This window comes from Pseudomonas sp. YuFO8 (assembly GCF_035065025.1).
GTDB classification, from domain to species: Bacteria; Pseudomonadota; Gammaproteobacteria; order Pseudomonadales; family Pseudomonadaceae; genus Aquipseudomonas; species Aquipseudomonas putida_AE.
In genome coordinates this window covers 41,990-59,887 of record NZ_JAXDEQ010000027.1, presented here as the reverse complement: position 1 = coordinate 59,887, position 17,898 = coordinate 41,990, and the positions used below count along the sequence as shown (strand labels likewise).

At 60.2% G+C, this 17,898-nt stretch carries 18 protein-coding genes; 7 read left to right on the top strand and 11 right to left on the bottom strand.

All coding sequences use genetic code 11. The annotated features are described in order from the left end of the window. Positions 1–26 precede the first annotated feature (26 nt). Positions 27–317, bottom strand: coding sequence for a hypothetical protein (locus tag SOP95_RS21900; RefSeq protein WP_323608293.1), 291 nt, complete (start codon positions 315–317; stop codon positions 27–29). Positions 318–621: 304 nt separating this feature from the next. Here SOP95_RS21900 and SOP95_RS21895 point away from each other — a divergent pair, with 304 nt between their 5' ends. Continuing rightward, the gene (locus tag SOP95_RS21895) at positions 622–1,365 is read left to right on the top strand and encodes a flagellar brake protein (RefSeq protein WP_323608292.1); all 744 of its coding nucleotides are present in this window, start codon (positions 622–624) and stop codon (positions 1,363–1,365) included. 831 nt (positions 1,366–2,196) lie between these two features. Here SOP95_RS21895 and SOP95_RS21890 read toward each other — a convergent pair. Further along, the gene (locus tag SOP95_RS21890) at positions 2,197–2,379 is read right to left on the bottom strand and encodes a DUF2934 domain-containing protein (RefSeq protein ID WP_323608291.1); all 183 of its coding nucleotides are present in this window, start codon (positions 2,377–2,379) and stop codon (positions 2,197–2,199) included. A 66-nt stretch (positions 2,380–2,445) separates the two neighbouring features. Further along, positions 2,446–2,865, bottom strand: coding sequence for a hypothetical protein (locus SOP95_RS21885; RefSeq protein ID WP_323608290.1), 420 nt, complete (start codon positions 2,863–2,865; stop codon positions 2,446–2,448). A 250-nt stretch (positions 2,866–3,115) separates the two neighbouring features. Here SOP95_RS21885 and SOP95_RS21880 point away from each other — a divergent pair, with 250 nt between their 5' ends. The 3 genes from SOP95_RS21880 (at position 3,116) to SOP95_RS21870 (ending at position 4,426) form a co-directional block, all read left to right on the top strand. Next, positions 3,116–3,337 (top strand): hypothetical protein, encoded by a 222-nt coding sequence (locus SOP95_RS21880; RefSeq protein ID WP_323608289.1) that lies wholly within the window; start codon positions 3,116–3,118, stop codon positions 3,335–3,337. A gap of 124 nt (positions 3,338–3,461) precedes the next feature. Further along, positions 3,462–3,908, top strand: a complete 447-nt coding sequence (locus SOP95_RS21875) for a GNAT family N-acetyltransferase (RefSeq protein ID WP_323608288.1) — start codon at positions 3,462–3,464, stop codon at positions 3,906–3,908. 227 nt (positions 3,909–4,135) lie between these two features. After that, positions 4,136–4,426 carry a hypothetical protein gene (locus SOP95_RS21870; protein ID WP_323608287.1) on the top strand — a complete coding sequence of 97 codons (291 nt, stop codon included), beginning with the start codon at positions 4,136–4,138 and terminating at the stop codon, positions 4,424–4,426. Positions 4,427–4,440: 14 nt separating this feature from the next. Here the strand turns inward: SOP95_RS21870 and SOP95_RS21865 are convergent, their stop codons facing one another. Next, positions 4,441–4,929 (bottom strand): Lrp/AsnC family transcriptional regulator, encoded by a 489-nt coding sequence (locus SOP95_RS21865; protein ID WP_323608286.1) that lies wholly within the window; start codon positions 4,927–4,929, stop codon positions 4,441–4,443. Between the two features lie 131 nt (positions 4,930–5,060). On the opposite strand from SOP95_RS21865, the gene SOP95_RS21860 reads away from it, so the two are divergent. Further along, a complete protein-coding gene (locus tag SOP95_RS21860; protein ID WP_323608285.1) occupies positions 5,061–6,506 on the top strand; it encodes an L-lactate permease in 1,446 nt (481 codons plus the stop codon). Between the two features lie 51 nt (positions 6,507–6,557). Here the strand turns inward: SOP95_RS21860 and SOP95_RS21855 are convergent, their stop codons facing one another. Continuing rightward, positions 6,558–6,923, bottom strand: a complete 366-nt coding sequence (locus SOP95_RS21855) for a KGG domain-containing protein (protein ID WP_274076736.1) — start codon at positions 6,921–6,923, stop codon at positions 6,558–6,560. 253 nt (positions 6,924–7,176) lie between these two features. Here SOP95_RS21855 and SOP95_RS21850 point away from each other — a divergent pair, with 253 nt between their 5' ends. Continuing rightward, positions 7,177–7,734, top strand: coding sequence for an ATP-dependent Clp protease proteolytic subunit (locus SOP95_RS21850; protein ID WP_274076735.1), 558 nt, complete (start codon positions 7,177–7,179; stop codon positions 7,732–7,734). Between the two features lie 36 nt (positions 7,735–7,770). On the opposite strand, the gene SOP95_RS21845 is transcribed toward SOP95_RS21850, so the two are convergent. From SOP95_RS21845 to SOP95_RS21825, 5 genes are all read right to left on the bottom strand, one after another. Next, positions 7,771–9,087 (bottom strand): MFS transporter, encoded by a 1,317-nt coding sequence (locus SOP95_RS21845; RefSeq protein ID WP_274076734.1) that lies wholly within the window; start codon positions 9,085–9,087, stop codon positions 7,771–7,773. 187 nt (positions 9,088–9,274) lie between these two features. After that, positions 9,275–10,330: an Ldh family oxidoreductase gene (locus SOP95_RS21840; protein ID WP_323608284.1), complete on the bottom strand. Its 1,056-nt coding sequence runs from the start codon at positions 10,328–10,330 to the stop codon at positions 9,275–9,277. A gap of 16 nt (positions 10,331–10,346) precedes the next feature. Then, positions 10,347–11,927 carry an aldehyde dehydrogenase (NADP(+)) gene (locus SOP95_RS21835; RefSeq protein ID WP_323608283.1) on the bottom strand — a complete coding sequence of 527 codons (1,581 nt, stop codon included), beginning with the start codon at positions 11,925–11,927 and terminating at the stop codon, positions 10,347–10,349. Positions 11,928–11,961: 34 nt separating this feature from the next. After that, positions 11,962–13,509: a UxaA family hydrolase gene (locus SOP95_RS21830; RefSeq protein WP_323608282.1), complete on the bottom strand. Its 1,548-nt coding sequence runs from the start codon at positions 13,507–13,509 to the stop codon at positions 11,962–11,964. A 147-nt stretch (positions 13,510–13,656) separates the two neighbouring features. Then, positions 13,657–14,604 (bottom strand): LysR family transcriptional regulator, encoded by a 948-nt coding sequence (locus tag SOP95_RS21825; protein WP_323608281.1) that lies wholly within the window; start codon positions 14,602–14,604, stop codon positions 13,657–13,659. Between the two features lie 101 nt (positions 14,605–14,705). Here SOP95_RS21825 and SOP95_RS21820 point away from each other — a divergent pair, with 101 nt between their 5' ends. After that, on the top strand, positions 14,706–16,031 hold the full coding sequence (locus tag SOP95_RS21820) for an L-fuconate dehydratase (protein WP_323608280.1): 1,326 nt from the start codon (positions 14,706–14,708) through the stop codon (positions 16,029–16,031). A gap of 552 nt (positions 16,032–16,583) precedes the next feature. On the opposite strand, the gene SOP95_RS21810 is transcribed toward SOP95_RS21820, so the two are convergent. After that, positions 16,584–17,885: a c-type cytochrome gene (locus tag SOP95_RS21810; protein ID WP_323608279.1), complete on the bottom strand. Its 1,302-nt coding sequence runs from the start codon at positions 17,883–17,885 to the stop codon at positions 16,584–16,586. Positions 17,886–17,898 lie beyond the last annotated feature (13 nt).

Below are 17,898 nucleotides of genomic sequence, written 5' to 3'. Positions count from 1 at the left end.
ACCCCTACCAAGCGCCAGATATAGGTCTAGGCAACATGCCTTTCAGTAGGTTTGAGACCAAGCGCGAGTCGCCTTGCACATCCCACACCCCACGCTAAAGCCCGAGTCATTGATTCACCTGGCCTGGAATCAAGCGCCTCTTCGTGCAAAGCCATGCCGCTCGCTGCATACACTCCAATGAACATCTGCGTGTTTCCCGTAGGCGACAGCCTCACTTGGACATCAATGAAGGTTCCGTCGTCTAACGTTTCGTCGTGTGTTCGATGGTGAAGCGCCGGATCAGCCCATTGCCAAAAAACATCCCCGCGAATTCGCATGCCCCGCCCTCCTACGACTTTAGTCTCATATGTCGGAAAAATAACCATAGCGCAGAGAGGCGCGGAGGCCACGGATTGCTTCACGATTGACTACTAAATCGGATAACTGGCCCCAATTCCTATACATGGTCAGGAATCCTGTCCAAATGAGCCTCCCAGCTTCTTACATCAACGCGTACTCGCACGACTGGAGAAACTTTATACCGTTCATCGTTCGTGCAGATGAGCCGCCGTTCTGCGTCTATCGTGCAAGGCAGTAGTGGCAAAATGCCTTGATTGCGAATCTTTGCACGAGAGATTGCCAATGTCCGAGAACGTCGATGTTTTACAGCCCCACCAGGTATTGAGCACCCCTTTGGAAATCGCGTCGACGCTACAGTTATTAGTGCAGACACGTGCACCTCTGACCTTGACCTTTCCCCAACAAGGGAAAAGTTTCAGGACATATCTGGTTCAGGTTGACAGCGATCGCGACACGCTCGTGCTAGATGAAATAATTTCTCATGAGGCTGCAGTTTTCCTGGAAGACGGGGCGCCTTATCGCATCGAAAGCTCGCACGGCGGCGTGCTGATCGCGTGGGAGTGCAGCAGCTATGTACGCTCATGCACGAAGGGCGGCCTGCATTGCTACCAAATGAGTATGCCCAACGTAGTGATGTATTTTCAGCGCCGCAACGCCTTCCGAGCGACGCTCAGATCGGCACAACGGATCGATATTTTGCTGGACGGCGACAAGCTCCGGCGCAGCGGCGCTCTGCGCGGGCGACTACTCGAAATTTCCGCCACAGGTTGCAGGGTAAGCTTCGGCGGTAATCTTGAAGATCAGCTTCGAATCGGATGTATCTACGAACGAATGTCTGCCAGCGCTCCGCTGGACGTGAATCTAACGATGCTTGAGATACGCCACCTTCGCTATGAAGCGCGTATCGACAGAACCTTCGCAGGTGTGCGCTTCCATAACCTCAGCGGCCTGATGCAACGCAAAGTTCAGAGTTTCGTGAACCAGCTTCAACGTGAAGCGCGGCGAGCGGAAAAGGATGAGGACTGACGGGATACCGGCAGCGCGATTGTTCTGACAATTGCTTACCGTAATGCAAGTCCTGAATTTGCCAGGCCAGTGCGGCAGCACCAGCCGCTCTTGCAACCATCAGCCTACGTACATTGGATGGATGTTGCAGGAAATCCGGCACCACCGGCTACATGCTTACCCGCCTATCAGTCCGGCTAGCCGCCCCGACCCTCAGAGCGGTAATTTCCTCCCGAGGTCTCGACGACCGTGCCAGTCACTTACCCGCGTCGGCATATGTTGCATCAATGGGTTTCGACCAGCCGCATTGACAACCCATAGGCATCTCTCGGTTAGGCCGTCACCTCGGACTAATCATCTGCAAGGCTCGATCGGGCCGCCAATTGGTGTATGGAACCCGATCTCTGCAAATATGCCTAACGAGTAAATACAAGTAAGCGGGTAATCTCATGCATATGTCAGAGGCGTACCAAGTCACGGAAGCTCTATCTACCAATGATGCGAATCTTAAAATTCACGAGGGGTGGACGCTCCTCAGCGTCGTGGTGACTACTCACCCCAATGGGCAGCTTCATCCGTGCTACATACTCGGCAAGTCAAAAACTGTGCAGGACGAACCATCATCAGACTGATTTTCGATAGGCAAGGCTATTTTTTGAATCCTTAAACCTCGCCTCAAGCGAGCTTTTTTGCGAATCAAAATCTACTCCTCTCTTCCTGACGACTTTGTTTGGTGAGTGGGACTCATGGCAGTGGCATGGATCGGAATTTATTCCGGCTGAAAACGCGCACGAGCAGCGGAATCGCACGAGGTAAAACGTATCGGCAGCGGAGTGAAGAATTCCGTAGCCATTAGTCATCAACGCGGCTGGCTTCGCCTTTTGCCGGCCACTCACCATCCGTAGCTTGACGTGAAGCTTCTGCCTCAAGCTGTTCTTGCGCAAGTCGCCAATACAGCGCTTCAGATCCTGCCGGACGGCCATCTTTTTCCCACAACTCATAAGCTCTTTCTCGGACTTTCGAATCGTCGATCATTGTCATTCCTCTCTAAGTCGCTACTTGATTCCGGTTCTTAAACTAGCTGATCCCCAAGGTGTGTGCTCATAGCTCATCCTCAGCCTTGGCTAGCAGAGCGTCATCGGCGAGATGTTCAAGCAGCGCCTCGGCAATCTCGCCAAGCTTGCCCAACGGGTGATCACAACTGCCCAGCAATTCGGCTGTAGCAGTCTTGTCAGCATGTCCTCGCTCAGCGGTGATGATCAGCCAGCCCAGCGCCGAGGTATGTACCTCGCTATCGGCAAGACGGCTGTTCACGTATTCATCCACTGCCAGGGCGAATTCCTCAGCGGTCACGCCTTGCTGAGGATGCATGCGACGCTGGAATGACACGCTGTTGCCGCGCAGAAGTTCTTCAGCTGCGTTGTAGAGCCAATCCGCTCGAGCGTTTTCCTGCGGGCTTTTGCTCACAAAAGGAGGATGATGACGATCATGTTTTAACGGTAAAAAATGTGTTGTGTTCATCATCGTCTCCCGAGCAAGCACGAAGGATATGGCGCATGGCTTTACCGCCAAAGAATCAGACTCCGTTATCCATCTTGACCGCAGTCGTTGCGGCAGAGTCCATCGGCGATGCGCCCATACGTCAGTAGAATCGCCTTCCATATCACCATGAGTGCAGACTATCCAAGCACCCATTACTGATTGTCCTCTCCTTCGAACTTCATGGATTCCATGAGGATCTACCGAAGCACACACCTAATGGTCTTTTGTGATGAACGACACTCGCAAAACCCAAGCACTGGCAACATGGGAAAAACTGTTTAGCCAGCCCGAGATTCGGATGGACGCAGAGGAGCAGTACGAGGCACTGCTGCATCTCGCGGATGATTTTGAAGATCAGGGTGTTATCAGTCCCCAAGAACGAGGAAGGCTCATCGAGAAGGCAACGGCCCTCTACGCACGATCTATTGAGGGTGTAGGCGAAGGCAACTAGCGCTCGCCAAAAATGAGCTCCCCTGAACCGACAAAAAGCTCGGAATTGAAAGCCACTAGCCATAGAGTGCACACGAAGACCCTCGACCAGCCAAAACGGTTTCACACCGAATCAAGGCGGATGCATGAAACAAGTCAAGATTCATCAGATCACGCACCTGCCGCCACAGATTCAAGTCTTGGAAAAAGAGGCAGTTGGAGAGGGTTTCAGGTTTCTCACTCGGCTGATTGCCGACTGGCACTGCGGAGCGAATCGCTTCGATGCACCCGGAGAATGCCTTATGGCGGCGTATTTCAACCAGCAACTGATAGGCATCGGAGGCCTCTCAGTTGATCCATATGGCGAGACTAATACGGCAAGGCTGCGACGGGTTTACGTCGCAGCTTCTTCAAGGGGGCAACACGTGGGTCAAACGCTAGTAAAAGCGCTGGTTGCACATGCCACTCTTCGCTTTCAGAACGTGCGTCTTTCCACCGATACGTCCGAAGGAGACGCGTTTTACCTGCACTGCGGTTTCATGCGAACAGAGGATGTCCATGCTACTCATATCATGCTGCTAGGCGACACCTGATTCAGTCTATCGGCCAGCAGCAGCCTGTCTGGAACGTCTGCTATGGATCGTTTTCAGCCGGTCACGACGGGCACCAATCTGCAAAAAGCACCCGGTGGTCGTTGCATTTCGCTTGTCGCCGGCGTGTGGCTAAGCTTAATGAATCGGGGTGAATTGACACTTGGGTGAGCGCACCCATCAGCGGATCTGGATAGCCATCAAGACGGTGCTCCCCGAAGGAGACGACCATGTATGCGGTTATAAGAACCTACCTGGGTGCTGGAGCAAAGCAGCTTTTCGAGCGATTGGAAGAGCGCCAAGACGACGTCGAAGCTGCCCTGCGGACAGTGCCTGGCCTGGTCAGCTACACACTGCTCAATACCGGTGATGGCGGTACGGCGGTGACTGTTTGCACGGACAAGGCCGGCAGCGATGCAAGCTTGAAAGTCGCGCGGGAATGGATTCAGAAAAATGCATCGGATATTCACGCGCAGCCGCCGATCGTGACGGAAGGTCCGGTCATTGTGCAGATCACGTAACGCTTGACCAGCTGTTACCCAGGCACGCTCGGCACCGCCATCCCGACCTTCACCCGATCCAGGGCCACAATGGTCTTGAACCAGGTCACGTTGGGATTTTCGGCAAACAATCGCCGCGCCAGGGCCTGGTACTCCTGCATGCTGGTTACGGTCAGCACCAGGACGAAATCCACTTCGCCGGTGACGTAGTAGCACTGCTGGACTTCGGGCACCGCGAAGTGCGCTTTCATCGCCTCCAGCGCCTCGATACTGGTGCGCTCGGTCATCACTTCCACGATGATGGTGATCGGCCTTCCTACCGCGGTGGGATCGACGATGGCGACGTTGCCCGTAATCACGCCCCTCTCCTCCATCCGCTTGATACGGCGCTGAACAGCGGCCGTGGAAAGATTGACCTGCTCGGCCATCAGGCGCAGCGGTGTGGTGTTGTCGCGCTGGACCAGGTCGAGGATGGCACGGTCGAATTTGTCCAGGGATTCAGATGCAACGTCGAGTTTTGCCATGGTGATCCTGCGAGAAATTTTCTCGAAAACTAGCAGAAAACAGCGCCCCTTTATCTAGTAGCGAGAAATATTATCTTGCTGGCAGGCCGCATGGGCAGCCTGGTTGGAGACTCACACAAGGATCGTCTGGCATGCTCGCACTGTTTCATCTTTCCCCTGTGCTGTTGGTGACCGCCATGCTCGTGGTGCTGCGCCGGCCGCCCGTTCACGCCGCCATGGCAGGCACCCTGCTGGTGATGGTGCTCTGGCTGGCCGGTGCTGCCGACGCATGGCGCCCGGACAGCGTGCTGGCTGCCGCTCGAGACACCGCCGTGCTGTTTGCCAGTACCGCGTCCGTGATCGTGCCGGGTCTGGCCTTCGTGATTTTCATCGAGCGCCTGGGGGTCAACCTGGCGCTGAGCCAATGGGTGCGTTCACTGGGGCTGGGACGCGGCGACCAGGTCGTGTTCATCGTGCTCGGGCTGGCGCCGCTACTGGAGGCAATGACCGGTTTTGGCGTGTCATTGATCGCCACGGTCCCCCTGCTACTCAGCCTTTTTGAGCGCCGGGTCGCGCTGCGAATAGCGCTGACCGGCATGGCGATCATGCCGTGGGGAACCCTGGGCCTGGCCTCGGTCATTGGCGCGTCCCTGGCACATTTGGACGCATCCGCGCTGGCTGCGACCTCGGCCTTGATCAGCGCGCCGGTGTTTTTCGGCCTCAGTGCGCTGGCCCTGTATCTGGCAGGCGTTCGCGAGCCGCGTGAATGGCGGACACTGGGCGTTTTCTGGCTGCTGTTCGTGGCGGTGCTCTACAGTGCCAGCCGCTGGTTCGGGCCGGAGGTGGCGGGCGTTGCCGCGGGGCTGGTGACGGCAGTTGCCGTACTCACTTGCGGGCTGTGGCGCCTGCGCCGCAGCGATGGCGAACGTGGCTCGGTGCAATGGCCGCGCCAGGCCTGGCCGTACCTGCTGTTGATTGCCTACATCGTCGGCTTGAAACTGCTCTGGAGCCTAACCGCCTGGCAGGATAGCTGGATCGTCCAGGGCAGCCAGGTCACCTGGAAACCCCTCGCCTCACCGGGTGTGGCACTGATTCTGGTGCTGATCGGGCTGGGATTTCACACGCGCAGTGCACAACGCCAGACGGGGCTGCCTGCTGCGTTGGTCGCGCGGGTGAAGCGGCCATTGCTGACCATCTTCTTCTTTCTGGCGATGTCGCAGATGATGGTGAAGGCCGGTTTCCTGGCGGGGCTGATGCAACTGTTGGCGGGCCTGTCGCCCACCGCCGCGACCTCTTTGGTTGCCATGCTCGGGGCGCTGTCGGGCTACATGACCGGCTCGAATGTCGGCGGCAACGCGATCTTCATGCCGGCCATTGCGATGCTGCCCGAGTCCTCCCGCCTGTTGCTGGCCGCGGTACAGAACAGCGCGGCCGGGCATGCGGCGCTGGGCTCGCTGTCGATCGTCATGCTGATTCTGGGACTGGCTAAAACCCAGGCCAGGGAAGAAGGCGAACTGGTAAGGTTTGGTTTCGCGCTGGTCTGTCTTAATACCGCGTTGGTGGTATTGGGCGCAGGGTTGCTGAGTGCATGGTTTTAGAAGCATAACGAATCAAGCCCCGAAGATCCGGGGCTTGATGGTCAGACGGTATCAGGACTTACGTCCCCCGCCTCCACTCATATCATCATCCTTGCGTCCCATTCCAGTGGACTTGTCACGGTCATCGGCAGTATTGCTGCCGCGTCCGCTGCCTTGCCCGCCGGTGGACGATTGATCAGCCTTGTTGGCTTGTTGTCCGCCTGAAGCCTGGCCACCTTTTTGGCCTGGTTTGTTCATGTTTTCCTTGTCGTCGGCCCATTCGCCTCCGCGGTTGGTTCCCTGCCCGCCTCCGGCCATACGATCGCTGTCACGCGATGGTTGTCCGCCGGAAGCCTGACCGCCTTTTTTGCCGGCATCAGCCGCCTTGTCCCGATCAGTGGAAAGATTGCCGGGATTTTTATTTCCTGTATTGGCCATTTCTATTCACCTCTGCATCGTTAGTACGAGCGTGGGCTCGTATACGTCGGAGGATGAGTAAAACAGAAAGTTTGAACCGAATTACGTTGCTCGCGACGAGTGGATTCGGGCGTTTGGTTCCATTAAAAATGCACGCAGACGATGGACGGCGGGAACCTGATGGGGAGGCGATTTGCGAAGGTTTCCGGATCACTTGCTCGATGTTTACTAGACTTGGGGTGTCCTTCATGCCTCACACCCAGGTAGTCAATCGATGACTGAACACATCGTGCATTTTCACTGCCAGATCGATCAGGGAACCACCGAGCGCTTCCGCGACTGTTGCCTGGAAGCCATCGACCAGGGTGCGACCTCGCTTCTGCTCAATCTGTCCACGAGCGGGGGCAGCACCAACTTTGGCTTCACCCTTTACACCTTCCTCAAGTCATTGCCGGTACCGCTCTGCGCGATCAACGCGGGCAACATCGAGTCCATGGGCATCATCATGTTCCTGGCGGCCGGGCGCCGCATCACCTCGCCCCACTCACGCTTCCTGATCCACCCGATGAACTGGTACTTCAGCCAGAAATCGGTTGACCACCAGCGCCTGCGTGAATACCTGTCGAGCCTGGACAACGACCTGGCGCGCTACGTGCAGATCTACAACATCGAAACGGCTGACGCCGAGACCAAGCTGGATATTTTCCATTGCCTTTCAGCGGAAGAAAAAGTCATCGCCGCGCATGAATCCCTGGCCTATGGCATTGCCCATGAGATGAAGCAGATGATGTTCGCCGATGACGTCAAACACTGGAAAGTCAGTGGTGGATGACCCGGGCGATGATGGCTTCATCGCCCGTGCCCCCTCTTATTCAGTCACCGCTGCCAGGTGCTCCGCAGCCGGCTCGGCACTGCCGATCGGCGCGTTGAGCAGCAGGAAGTACGCCAGGGCCGAACACAGCGCCACCACCGCACTGATCATGAACGCCGTGTTGAACGATCCCGAGTACTGGATGCTGAAGCCGGTGACGATCGGCGCGACGGAACCGGCGATGTAGCCGCCGAAGTTCTGGATCGAACCGAAAGAAGCTACACGGCGGCTGTCGACGATGGTGTTGACGATCATCCAGGCCGTGGCGCTGGCCATATTGATGCTGAACAGCGCCAGGCACAGCAGGATGATGCAACCGGTGAGGCCGGTGACATACGACAGGGGCAAGGTGAACAGCGCGGCGAGCACCAGGCCGGTGATCACACCGAACTTGCGGCTTGCGAGGATGCTCATGCCTCGGCGCACCAGCATGTCGCAGAAACGCCCGGCCACGATGGTGCCGACCGCGCCAAAACCATAGGCCAGCGACACCAGCCACGCGGTCTTGTAGAGGTTCATGCCGTGCTCGCGCTCGAAGTAACCGGGCAGCCAGGTCAGGTGCAGCCACAGCATGTAGATCACGCCCATGAAGCCCAGGACTGCGCCCCAGGTGCTGCGGTGCTTGAACAGGTCAAGCCAGCCGGCGAAGTAGGACACCTTCGGCGCCTGGGCATCGGCGGCCTGCACACGCGGCTGTTTCTCGGTAGGCAACGGCTTGCCTTCAGCCGCCAGCTCGGCCAGGTACTGCGCCTTGCTCTTGTAGAAGGTCAACCAGCACAGGGCCAGAACGATACCGATCGCACCGGTGATGATGAACATGCCGCGCCAGCCGAAGTTGACCATGAACAGTGTCAGCAACGGCGGTGCCAGGCATGGGCCCAGGCAGGTCGACGACCAGACGATGCCGGTCGGGGTCCCGCGCTCATTGGCATCGAACCATTCGGACAGGGCCTTGGCCGCCGAGGGGAACATCGGTGCCTCGCCAATCCCCAGCAACACCCGCAGGCCCATGAAGCCGGCAAAGCTGTTGACCATGCCGAAGGTCGACTGCGCCACCGACCAGGCCAGCAAGGACGCGCCCAGGGCGATCTTGCTGCCCAGCCGGTCGATGATCAGGCCCATCGGCAATTGCGCAAACGCATAAGCGATGGAGAACGCCGACAACAGGATGCCCATTTGCGAGGGGCTGATCATCATGTCCTTCTGGATCGAGGTGTTGGCGATCGACAGCGCACTACGGTCCAGGTAGTTGACGATGCCGATCAATAGCAGGAAGACAACGGTGATGCTTTGGTACTTCTTCAGTGGGGTCATCTGATGGCCTTTATTATTGTTATTGAAGCGGTTGCAATGCCGGGGCGATCCATTCACCGGTGATGCGCTCTTGTGTTTTTTTGTAGGAGCGAGCTTGCTCGCGATGGTCGTTAACGATGACGCGTGTTTTCTGAATAAACGCGTCGTTCTCAAGTTCTTCGCGAGCAAGCTCGCTCCTACAAGGGAATCAGGTAAGGGCTGGCAGTTGCAACTGCGCGGCCGTCTGGTTGAGGTCGTCGAACACCTTCTGCGACAGGCCCACGCCTTCGTCCAAGGCCTGTTCACGCAACTTCAGGCCGGCCTGGCCCGGCAGGCGCACCGGGCGCTGGGGGTCGACCGCACGACTGCCCAGTATCAGCTTGCTGAGGAACGAGGTTTCGTCGGTGAAGGCTTCCAGCCCGCCGAAGAAGCGCGGGTCGATCACCACGGTCGTGGCCGAGGCGCCCCACTGCTGCGGGCCGTCCTTGCGCCCGTGACCGGCGAGGCCCGAGGTCAGGGCCTCGACCAGGATCGCCAGGGCAAAACCCTTGTGCCCGAAGGCCTGGCCGCCCAGGGGCAGGATGCTGCCCGGCGGGGTGCTAAAAAAATCGGCCGGGGCGTCGCTCACCTGGCCTTCGTTGCTCATCAGCACCGGGTGCGGCAGGTTGCTACCGGCGTCGCGGCATTGACCGACCAGGGCCAGGGTCACGGTGGACATGCTGACATCCAGCAGGATCGGTGCGCCCCGGGTCGGGATGCCGGCGGCGATCGGGTTCGGGGTGTAGATCGGGTCGATGCCGCCATGGGCGCACACCACCCCGACCGACGGGTCCGAGGAATAGACCATGGCAATAAGGCCACGGTCGGTGAACGGCTTGAGGTAAGCGGCCAGGCAACCGATGTGCGCGGCACGGCGCACCACGGCGATACCGATGCCCTGCGCCGTGGCGCCCTTGGCTGCGCTGTCCAGCGCACGGCTGACACAATAGGGACCGAGCACATAATGGCCATCGAACAGGCTGGAAATACCGCTGTCGGACACCTGTTCGAGGTTCTCGGCCCTGGCCTTGACCTGGCCGCTGAGCATGCCGCCGATATAGCGGCTGACCAGGTTGAGGCCGTGGGTGCGATGGCCCAGCAGTTCGCCTTCGAGCAGCACCCACGTCACCACCTGGGCGACCTCGGCATCGGCTCCGGCTTTTTCAAACAGTTGCTCGACAAACGCGGTCAGCGTTGGCGCGGCGTAGCGTTTGGCTTCATTCATAGATGCTGCTCCCGGATCAATTCAACGCCGCTGTGGTGTGCTTGCCATCGACCAGGCGCTGCAGGCCCAGCGGGTTGGCGTTCTTCAAGGCATCGGGCAGCAACGCATCGGGCACGTTCTGGTAGCACACCGGGCGCAGGAAACGATCGATCGCCAGGGTGCCGACCGAGGTGCCGCGGGCATCGGAGGTGGCCGGGTAAGGCCCGCCATGGACCATGGCATCGCACACCTCGACACCGGTCGGGTAACCGTTGAGCAGCACCCGGCCGACCTTCACTTCCAGCGCGCCGAACAGCTCACCAAAAACAGTGAGGTCATCGCCGTCGGCCAGCAGCGTGGCCGTGAGCTGGCCGCGCAAGGCAGCGACGGCGCGCAGTAGCTCAGCCTTGTCCGCCGCTTGGACCACCACCGTGCAAGGGCCGAACACCTCCTCCTGAAGCAATTCATCCTGTTCCAGCAACAGGCTGATGTCGGCCTCGAACAGTTGCGGCTGCGCCTGGTTGCCCGCTTGCGACAGGCCGCTCAAATGCTTGATGCCCGAGTGCGCCCGCAACGCCTGCAAGCCTTTGCCGTAACTGTTCAGGGTGCCTGGATTGAGCATGGTTTGCGGCGCCTGTTCGGCCATGTGCCTGGTCAGTTGCTCGATGAAGGCGCTGAACGCTGGCGAGCGAATACCCAGCACCAGCCCGGGGTTGGTGCAGAACTGGCCACAGCCCTGCACCACCGAGGCGGTCAGCTCCCGGGCCATTGCCGCGCTGCGGTTGGCCAGGGCCTGGGGCAGGACCAGTACCGGGTTGATGCTCGACATCTCGGCAAACACCGGGATCGGTTGCGGCCTGGCTGCCGCCATGTCACACAGGGCACGGCCGCCTTTCAGCGAGCCGGTAAAGCCCACCGCCTGGATGCCCGGGTGCTTGACCAACGCCTCTCCGACGCCGGCACCGAAGATCATGTTGAACACGCCGGCCGGCATGCCCGTGCGCTCGGCCGCACGAATCAGCGCCTCTGCCACCCGCTCGGCGGTGGCCATGTGGCCGCTATGGGCCTTGAAGACGACCGGGCAACCGGCGGCCAGGGCGGCGGCGGTATCACCCCCCGCGGTGGAAAACGCCAGCGGGAAGTTGCTGGCGCCGAACACCGCCACCGGGCCGACGCCGATGCGGTACTGACGCAGATCCGGGCGTGGCAAGGGGGTGCGTGCCGGCAGCGCCTGGTCGATGCGTGCGCCGTAAAAATCACCCCGGCGCAGCACGTGGGCAAACAGGCGCATCTGGCCACTGGTACGCCCGCGCTCACCCTGGATACGGGCGCTCGGCAGCGCCGTCTCCTGACAGGTCAGGGCGATGAAATCTTCGCCCAGTGCATCGAGCTCATCGGCGATGGCTTCAAGGAATTCCGCGCGGCGTACCGCCGGCAGCGTGCGAAACGAGGCAAACGCCGCGCTCGCCGCCGCCACCGCGGCATCGACTTCCGCCAGGGTGGCCTGATGGAAAGCGCCTGGCAGGCGTTCGCCGGTGTGGGCGTCGATGCTGTGGACCAGGGTGTCGCCCAGGGCACTGCGCTGGCCGGCAATGAAGTTGTATCCGGAAAATTGCATGGTGTTCGCCTTGTGAAAGTTGCGGGGCTGTCAGTCAGGTCACGGCGCCGATCTGCCAGGGCACGAATTCGTTCTGCCCATAGCCGTGTTGTTCGCTCTTGCTGCGTTCGCCGGAAGCGATTCGCAGCATCTGCGCGAAGATGTAGGCGCCGCGCTCTTCGATGCTGGTGGAACCGTCGGCAATGCCGCCGCAGTTCACGTCCATGTCTTCTTCCTGGTGCTCGAACACCCGGTTGTTGGTGGCCAGCTTGATCGAAGGTGCGGGCGCGCAGCCGTAGGCCGAGCCCCGGCCGGTGGTGAAGGCGATCAGGTTGGCGCCACCGGCGACTTGCCCGGTGGCCGAGACCGGGTCGTAGCCCGGGGTGTCCATGAACACCAGGCCCTTGGCCCGGACCGCTTCGGCGTACTGGTAGACATCCACCAGGTTGCTGGAGCCGGCCTTGGCCACCGCCCCCAGGGATTTCTCGAGAATGGTGGTCAGGCCCCCGGCCTTGTTACCGGCCGAAGGGTTGTTGTTCAGTTCGGCGTTCATGCGCCGGCAGTAGTCTTCCCACCAGTGGATGCGCGCGATGAGTTTTTCCCCCACTTCGCGGCTCACGGCCCGGCGCGTGAGCAAATGTTCGGCGCCATAGATCTCCGGGGTCTCGGACAGGATCGCGGTGCCACCGGCCGCCACCAGGCGATCGACCGCATTGCCCAGCGCCGGGTTGGCGGTGATGCCGGAGTAACCGTCCGAGCCGCCGCACTGCAGGCCGACGATCAGGTGGCGTGCGCTGACCGGTTCGCGTTGCACCTGGTTGGCCTTGGGCAGCAAGGCCTTGACCTGCTCGATGCCACTGGCGATGGTTTTCGAGGTGCCGCCGATGCCCTGGATGGTGAAGGCGCGCAACTGGTCGCTGGCCGCAAGCCCCTGGGTTTCCAGCAGGCTTTCGATCTGGTTGGTTTCACAGCCCAGGCCGATGATCAGCACCGCGGCAAAGTTGGGGTGAACGGCGTAGCCACCGAGCGTGCGGCGCAACAGGCCCAAGGCTTCGCCGCTGGGGTCCACTGCGCAACCGGCACCGTGGGTCAGCGCCACCACACCATCGATGTTCGGGAAGGCGGCCAGTGCTTCGGGGTGGATGTCGCGACGAAAGTGATCGGCCACGGCCCGGGCGACGGTCGCCGAACAGTTCACCGACGTGAGAATGCCGACATAGTTGCGCGTCGCCACGCGGCCATCGGCCCGCACGATGCCCTGGAACACCGCATCGGTGGCGGGCGTTACATGGGCATCCACGCCAAAGGCATAGTCACGGGCAAAGTCGCCCATCTCCACATTGTGTACGTGCACGTGGTCGCCGGCTTCGATGGGCTGTGAGGCAAAACCGATGATCTGCCCGTAACGACGCAGGGCCTGGCCCTGCTCCACGCGCTGGGTGGCGACTTTGTGCCCGGACGGAATCGGCTGCCGCACGGTGACGGCTTCGGCTTCCAGGTTCAGGCCTTCAGGCAGGACCTGTCGGGCGATCACTACGTTGTCCAAGGGGTTGAGGCGAATCACGGCAGGGTCGCCGGTCCGTGTACTGGCTATCAGTTGCATGGGACCTCTCAGGGTATAGCGGCCGACTTCTTGTTATGGCGTCACCCTTTCTGTGGAGGGTGAATCTGCGCCAACTGTAAGGAGCCAACCCCGGGATTCCCAATGAGATGATCCGATCAATTGATAACCAAACGTTATCACTTCGACCTATTGCGCCCTGAAGTAGTCGAGCAATTTAGTGAGCGCTACCGACTTGGGTCGTGACCCCAAGGTCAGCAGGCCAATGTTGGCCATGGAGATCGGCAATTCCACCGGCAGGACAGTGACCATGCCATAACGCGCGTAATGCTCGGCCACGTCGTTGGGCACCACCGCGATCATGTCCGAGGCTTCGAGCATCGCCGTGGTGGCCAGGATCGAGGCGGTTTCCACGATATCCAGCGCCTGCACCATGCCGCCGGCCTGCAGGGCACTTTCCACCCGGCGACGCATGGGGCTGCCCATGGGGTGCAGGATCCAGGTCTGTGCGATCAGATCGGCCAACTGCAAGGGCGCAGAACCGGCCAACGGGTGGCCGGCACGGGCAATCACGCGCATCTGTTCGCCGTGGTCGAACAGTTCGATGTCCAGGCCGTGGCTATCGCTCTGATCGGGCACTCGCCCCAGCACCACATCGAAATCGCCGCGCAGCAAGGCCGGCAGCAAGGTATCGCTGGTCCCGACCTCAATGGAGATGCGCACCTTGGGGTGTTCGCGCTTGTACGCCAGCACCGCCTTGGTCAAAAGCGTCGGCACCGGCCCCATCACACTGCCGACCCGCACCAGCCCCGTGGCCCCGCGCGCCAGTTCGGCGATCTGCTCCTGGGCATGCTCGAACTCATGCAGCGCGCCCTGGGCGTAGCGGATCATCACCTCGCCATACAGGGTCGGCTGCATGCCGCGCGGCAAGCGGTCGAACAGGCGCACGCCCAGTCGCTCCTCCAGTTGCTGCAGCAGCAGGCTGGCGGCCGGTTGCGAGGTGTGCATCGCCGTGGCCGCCCGGCGCAGGTTGCCGAACTCGCCCAGGGCATTGAGCAAGGTGATCTGCCGGCTGGAAATTTTCAGGGCAGCAAAATTGCGCAGCTCGGGCGCCGTGGTTTCTGGCTCGATAGGCATATCAAATCCGGTATCGATACTTAGGAATTCGCGATTATGCCTGTATCGCCTGGCGATCTACAGTCGGGGCTCCCTATGGTCACCCAGAACAAGAATCCGCCATGAGCATTCGAATCACTCACCTGAGCGTGCGCGACATCCGTTTCCCCACCTCCCTGTCCCTGGACGGCTCCGATGCGATGAACAGCGCGCCGGACTACTCCGCCACCTATGTCGTGCTGCACACCGACGCGCCTGGCGGCCTGGAAGGCCATGGCCTGACCTTCACCATCGGCCGTGGCAACGAAATCTGTGTCGCGGCCGTGCAATCCCTGGCACCTATGGTGGTCGGCCTGACCCTCGAAGACATCGTCGCCGACATGGGCGCCTTCTGGCACAACTTCACCGTGGGCGACAGCCAACTGCGCTGGCTGGGGCCGGAAAAAGGCGTGATCCACCTGGCCACCGCGGCCATCGTCAACGCGATCTGGGACCTGTGGGCCAAACACGAAGGCAAACCCGTGTGGAAGTTGCTGGCCGACATGACGCCGGAACAACTGGTGCGCTGCCTGGATTTCAGCTACGTCACCGACGTGCTCACCCCCGAAGAAGCCATCGCTCTACTGCGCCGCCAGGTGCCTGGTAAAGCCCAGCGTGAGGCGCAAATGCTCCGTGAAGGCTACCCCGGCTACACCACCGCGCCGGGCTGGCTGGGCTACAGCGAAGAAAAAATGCGCCAACTGGCGCGGTCGGCAGTCGAGGATGGCTGGACCCACATCAAGCAGAAAATCGGCGCCAACCTGGAAGACGACATCCGCCGCGCCACCATCCTGCGTGAAGAAATCGGCTGGGAACGGAGCCTGATGATGGACGCCAACCAGGTCTGGGGCGTCGACGAGTCAGTCGCCAACATGCGCCGCCTGGCCGCATTCGATCCGCTGTGGATCGAAGAGCCGACCAGCCCCGACGACATCCTCGGCCATGCCAGCATCCGCCAGCGCATCGCACCGATCGGCGTGGCCACCGGTGAGCACTGCCACAACCGGGTGATGTTCAAGCAGATGTTCCAGGCCGGCGCCCTGGACTTCTGCCAGCTGGACGCCGCCCGCCTGGGTGGGCTCAATGAAGTGTTGATCGTGTTACTGATGGCCGCCAAGTTCGACATCCCGGTCTGCCCCCATGGCGGAGGCGTCGGTTTGTGCGAGTACGTGCAGAACATCGCGCTGTTCGACTACATCGCCGTCTCGGCCTCGCTGCACAACCGGGTCCTGGAATACGTCGACCACCTGCACGAACACTTCCTCGACCCGGTGGTGATCCGCCGCGGGCGCTACATGCCGCCGCAACGGCCGGGGTACAGCATTGAAATGAGCCCTGAGACACTGGAGCGTTATCAGTATCCGGGTGGCGCGGTGTGGGTCGATATACAGGCGCACGCGGGGACGTAAAATTCAGATGCCCAACAAAAAGGGCCCCTCTCGGGTAATGCTGTTCACTTAAGCATGGGGTTGTTAAAAACTGGATTGGGGGGATATCCATTGCTGCGGTAACGGCCACCTATGGTTTCGCCCTTGCGGCGAGTCCCTTTTTCAAACGCCAAAAAGGAACCAAAAGGCTCTTGCCCCACCACTCGGTGCCTCGCCTAGGCTCGGCATGCCCTCACTCCGGCATTGCTCCGTGGGTCGCCGCGATCAAAAGCAAAGCGAGGCGGCCTGACAGCCGACCTGGTTTCAAGTGAGCACGTTCCCCTGTAGGAGCAGCCGGTCGACGCTCGATTGCTCGCGAAAAACCTGAGAGCACCGCGGGGTGTCAGGCTCCCCGCGTCATCGTTGACCTCCATCGCGAGCAAGCTCGCTCCTACAGGTAAGAGCGAAACCATAGGTGGCCGTTACCGCAGGAATGGATATACACCTAATCCAAATATCCACCTGAAGCCCTCCAACCTAAAGTGAACAGCATTGCCCCTCTCGGGGCCCTTCGTACTCAAACCAAGACGTGCCTTACTTGCTACTCGTCAGCCCCAGGTCATTTCCAGTGGTCTGTCTCAAACCGTCAACACGCAGACTCTTCACATCGCTCGCCGTCACCGCCGCACCCTGGTTACCCCAGCTCGTCCTGATGAAAGTCACCACCGCCGCAATTTGCTCGTCTGATAACCGCCACGCAAAATCAGGCATGGTGAAGGTTGAGGGTGCCGCATGCGTCGCTGGCAATGACCCACCCTTCAGCACAATGTTGATCAGGGAAGTAGCGTCCACAGTCTGCAGCACCGGGTTGCCGGCCAACGCAGGAAACACACGAGCGTATCCCTGGCCATCGGTTCTATGACAGGCCGCGCAATTGTCGATGTACACCGAAGCGCCGGGTTTGCTGTCGTCTCCTCGCCATAGAGCATCCGCCACCTGTTTGTCATATTGATGGGGCTTGTCGTCTGGGTCGGTGGGCGGCAGGCTTTTCAGGTATCGGGCGATCGCGCGCAGATCAGCCTCCGTCATGTATTGCATGCTGTGCTCGACCACATCACTCATGCCACCAAAGACAGCACCTCTGTCGCTACGACCGGTCTGGAGAAACAGCACCAGATCGTCTTCGCTCCAGCTCCCCAGTCCATCCTTGTGATCACCGCGAAGGTTCTTGGCGATCCAGCCTTCCAATGGCGCGCTGCCGGACAGGAACAACGGGCTCTCACTGGCACTCAGGGCCTTTTCCTGCATCGTGATTGCACGGGGTGTATGGCAGGCACCGCAATGGCCCAGGCCTTCAACGAGATAAGCGCCACGACTGACCACCGGATCTGCACCCACTGGAGCCTGATAGGTTTCAACTTTTGGGGCGAACAGTTCCCGCCAGATCGACAGTGGCCAACGCATACTCAGGGGCCATGGAATATCGGTCTCTTTGTTCGGCTGCTCAACAGGTTCCACGCCCTTCATGAAGTACGCGTAGAGCGCTTGCATGTCGGCCGGGCTGACACGTGCATAGGAAGGAAATGGCATGGCGGGATACAAGCTGCTGCCACTCTTGCCAATCCCATGACGCACCGCCCTGTCGAAGTCATCAAAGCTGTAGCCGCCAATGCCGCTGGCGTCAGGGGTGATGTTGGTCGAATACACCGTGCCGATTGGCGTCTCCATGCCAAGTCCGCCGGCGAAGGGTTTGCCACCCTTGGCGGTATGACAGGCAACGCAGTCACCGGCACGCGCCAGGTATTCTCCCTGTTTGATTTGGGCATCGGTGGACTCTGCAGCCCATGCCGGGAGGTTCGCGCAGAGCATCAACGCCGCGACAAATACTTTTTTCATCACTTGGCGCTCC

Excerpts from the sequence above, each read along its gene's own strand:
- SOP95_RS21875 (WP_323608288.1), top strand. The coding sequence starts at position 3,462 with ATGAAACAAGTCAAGATTCATCAGATCACGCACCTGCCGCCACAGATT.
- SOP95_RS21900 (WP_323608293.1), bottom strand. The coding sequence starts at position 317 with ATGCGAATTCGCGGGGATGTTTTTTGGCAATGGGCTGATCCGGCGCTT.
- SOP95_RS21845 (WP_274076734.1), bottom strand. The coding sequence starts at position 9,087 with ATGACCCCACTGAAGAAGTACCAAAGCATCACCGTTGTCTTCCTGCTA.
- SOP95_RS21895 (WP_323608292.1), top strand. The coding sequence starts at position 622 with ATGTCCGAGAACGTCGATGTTTTACAGCCCCACCAGGTATTGAGCACC.
- SOP95_RS21890 (WP_323608291.1), bottom strand. The coding sequence starts at position 2,379 with ATGATCGACGATTCGAAAGTCCGAGAAAGAGCTTATGAGTTGTGGGAA.
- SOP95_RS21820 (WP_323608280.1), top strand. The coding sequence starts at position 14,706 with ATGAGCATTCGAATCACTCACCTGAGCGTGCGCGACATCCGTTTCCCC.
- SOP95_RS21810 (WP_323608279.1), bottom strand. The coding sequence starts at position 17,885 with ATGAAAAAAGTATTTGTCGCGGCGTTGATGCTCTGCGCGAACCTCCCG.
- SOP95_RS21830 (WP_323608282.1), bottom strand. The coding sequence starts at position 13,509 with ATGCAACTGATAGCCAGTACACGGACCGGCGACCCTGCCGTGATTCGC.
- SOP95_RS21880 (WP_323608289.1), top strand. The coding sequence starts at position 3,116 with ATGAACGACACTCGCAAAACCCAAGCACTGGCAACATGGGAAAAACTG.
- SOP95_RS21825 (WP_323608281.1), bottom strand. The coding sequence starts at position 14,604 with ATGCCTATCGAGCCAGAAACCACGGCGCCCGAGCTGCGCAATTTTGCT.
- SOP95_RS21850 (WP_274076735.1), top strand. The coding sequence starts at position 7,177 with ATGACTGAACACATCGTGCATTTTCACTGCCAGATCGATCAGGGAACC.
- SOP95_RS21870 (WP_323608287.1), top strand. The coding sequence starts at position 4,136 with ATGTATGCGGTTATAAGAACCTACCTGGGTGCTGGAGCAAAGCAGCTT.
- SOP95_RS21885 (WP_323608290.1), bottom strand. The coding sequence starts at position 2,865 with ATGAACACAACACATTTTTTACCGTTAAAACATGATCGTCATCATCCT.
- SOP95_RS21860 (WP_323608285.1), top strand. The coding sequence starts at position 5,061 with ATGCTCGCACTGTTTCATCTTTCCCCTGTGCTGTTGGTGACCGCCATG.
- SOP95_RS21840 (WP_323608284.1), bottom strand. The coding sequence starts at position 10,330 with ATGAATGAAGCCAAACGCTACGCCGCGCCAACGCTGACCGCGTTTGTC.
- SOP95_RS21835 (WP_323608283.1), bottom strand. The coding sequence starts at position 11,927 with ATGCAATTTTCCGGATACAACTTCATTGCCGGCCAGCGCAGTGCCCTG.
- SOP95_RS21865 (WP_323608286.1), bottom strand. The coding sequence starts at position 4,929 with ATGGCAAAACTCGACGTTGCATCTGAATCCCTGGACAAATTCGACCGT.
- SOP95_RS21855 (WP_274076736.1), bottom strand. The coding sequence starts at position 6,923 with ATGGCCAATACAGGAAATAAAAATCCCGGCAATCTTTCCACTGATCGG.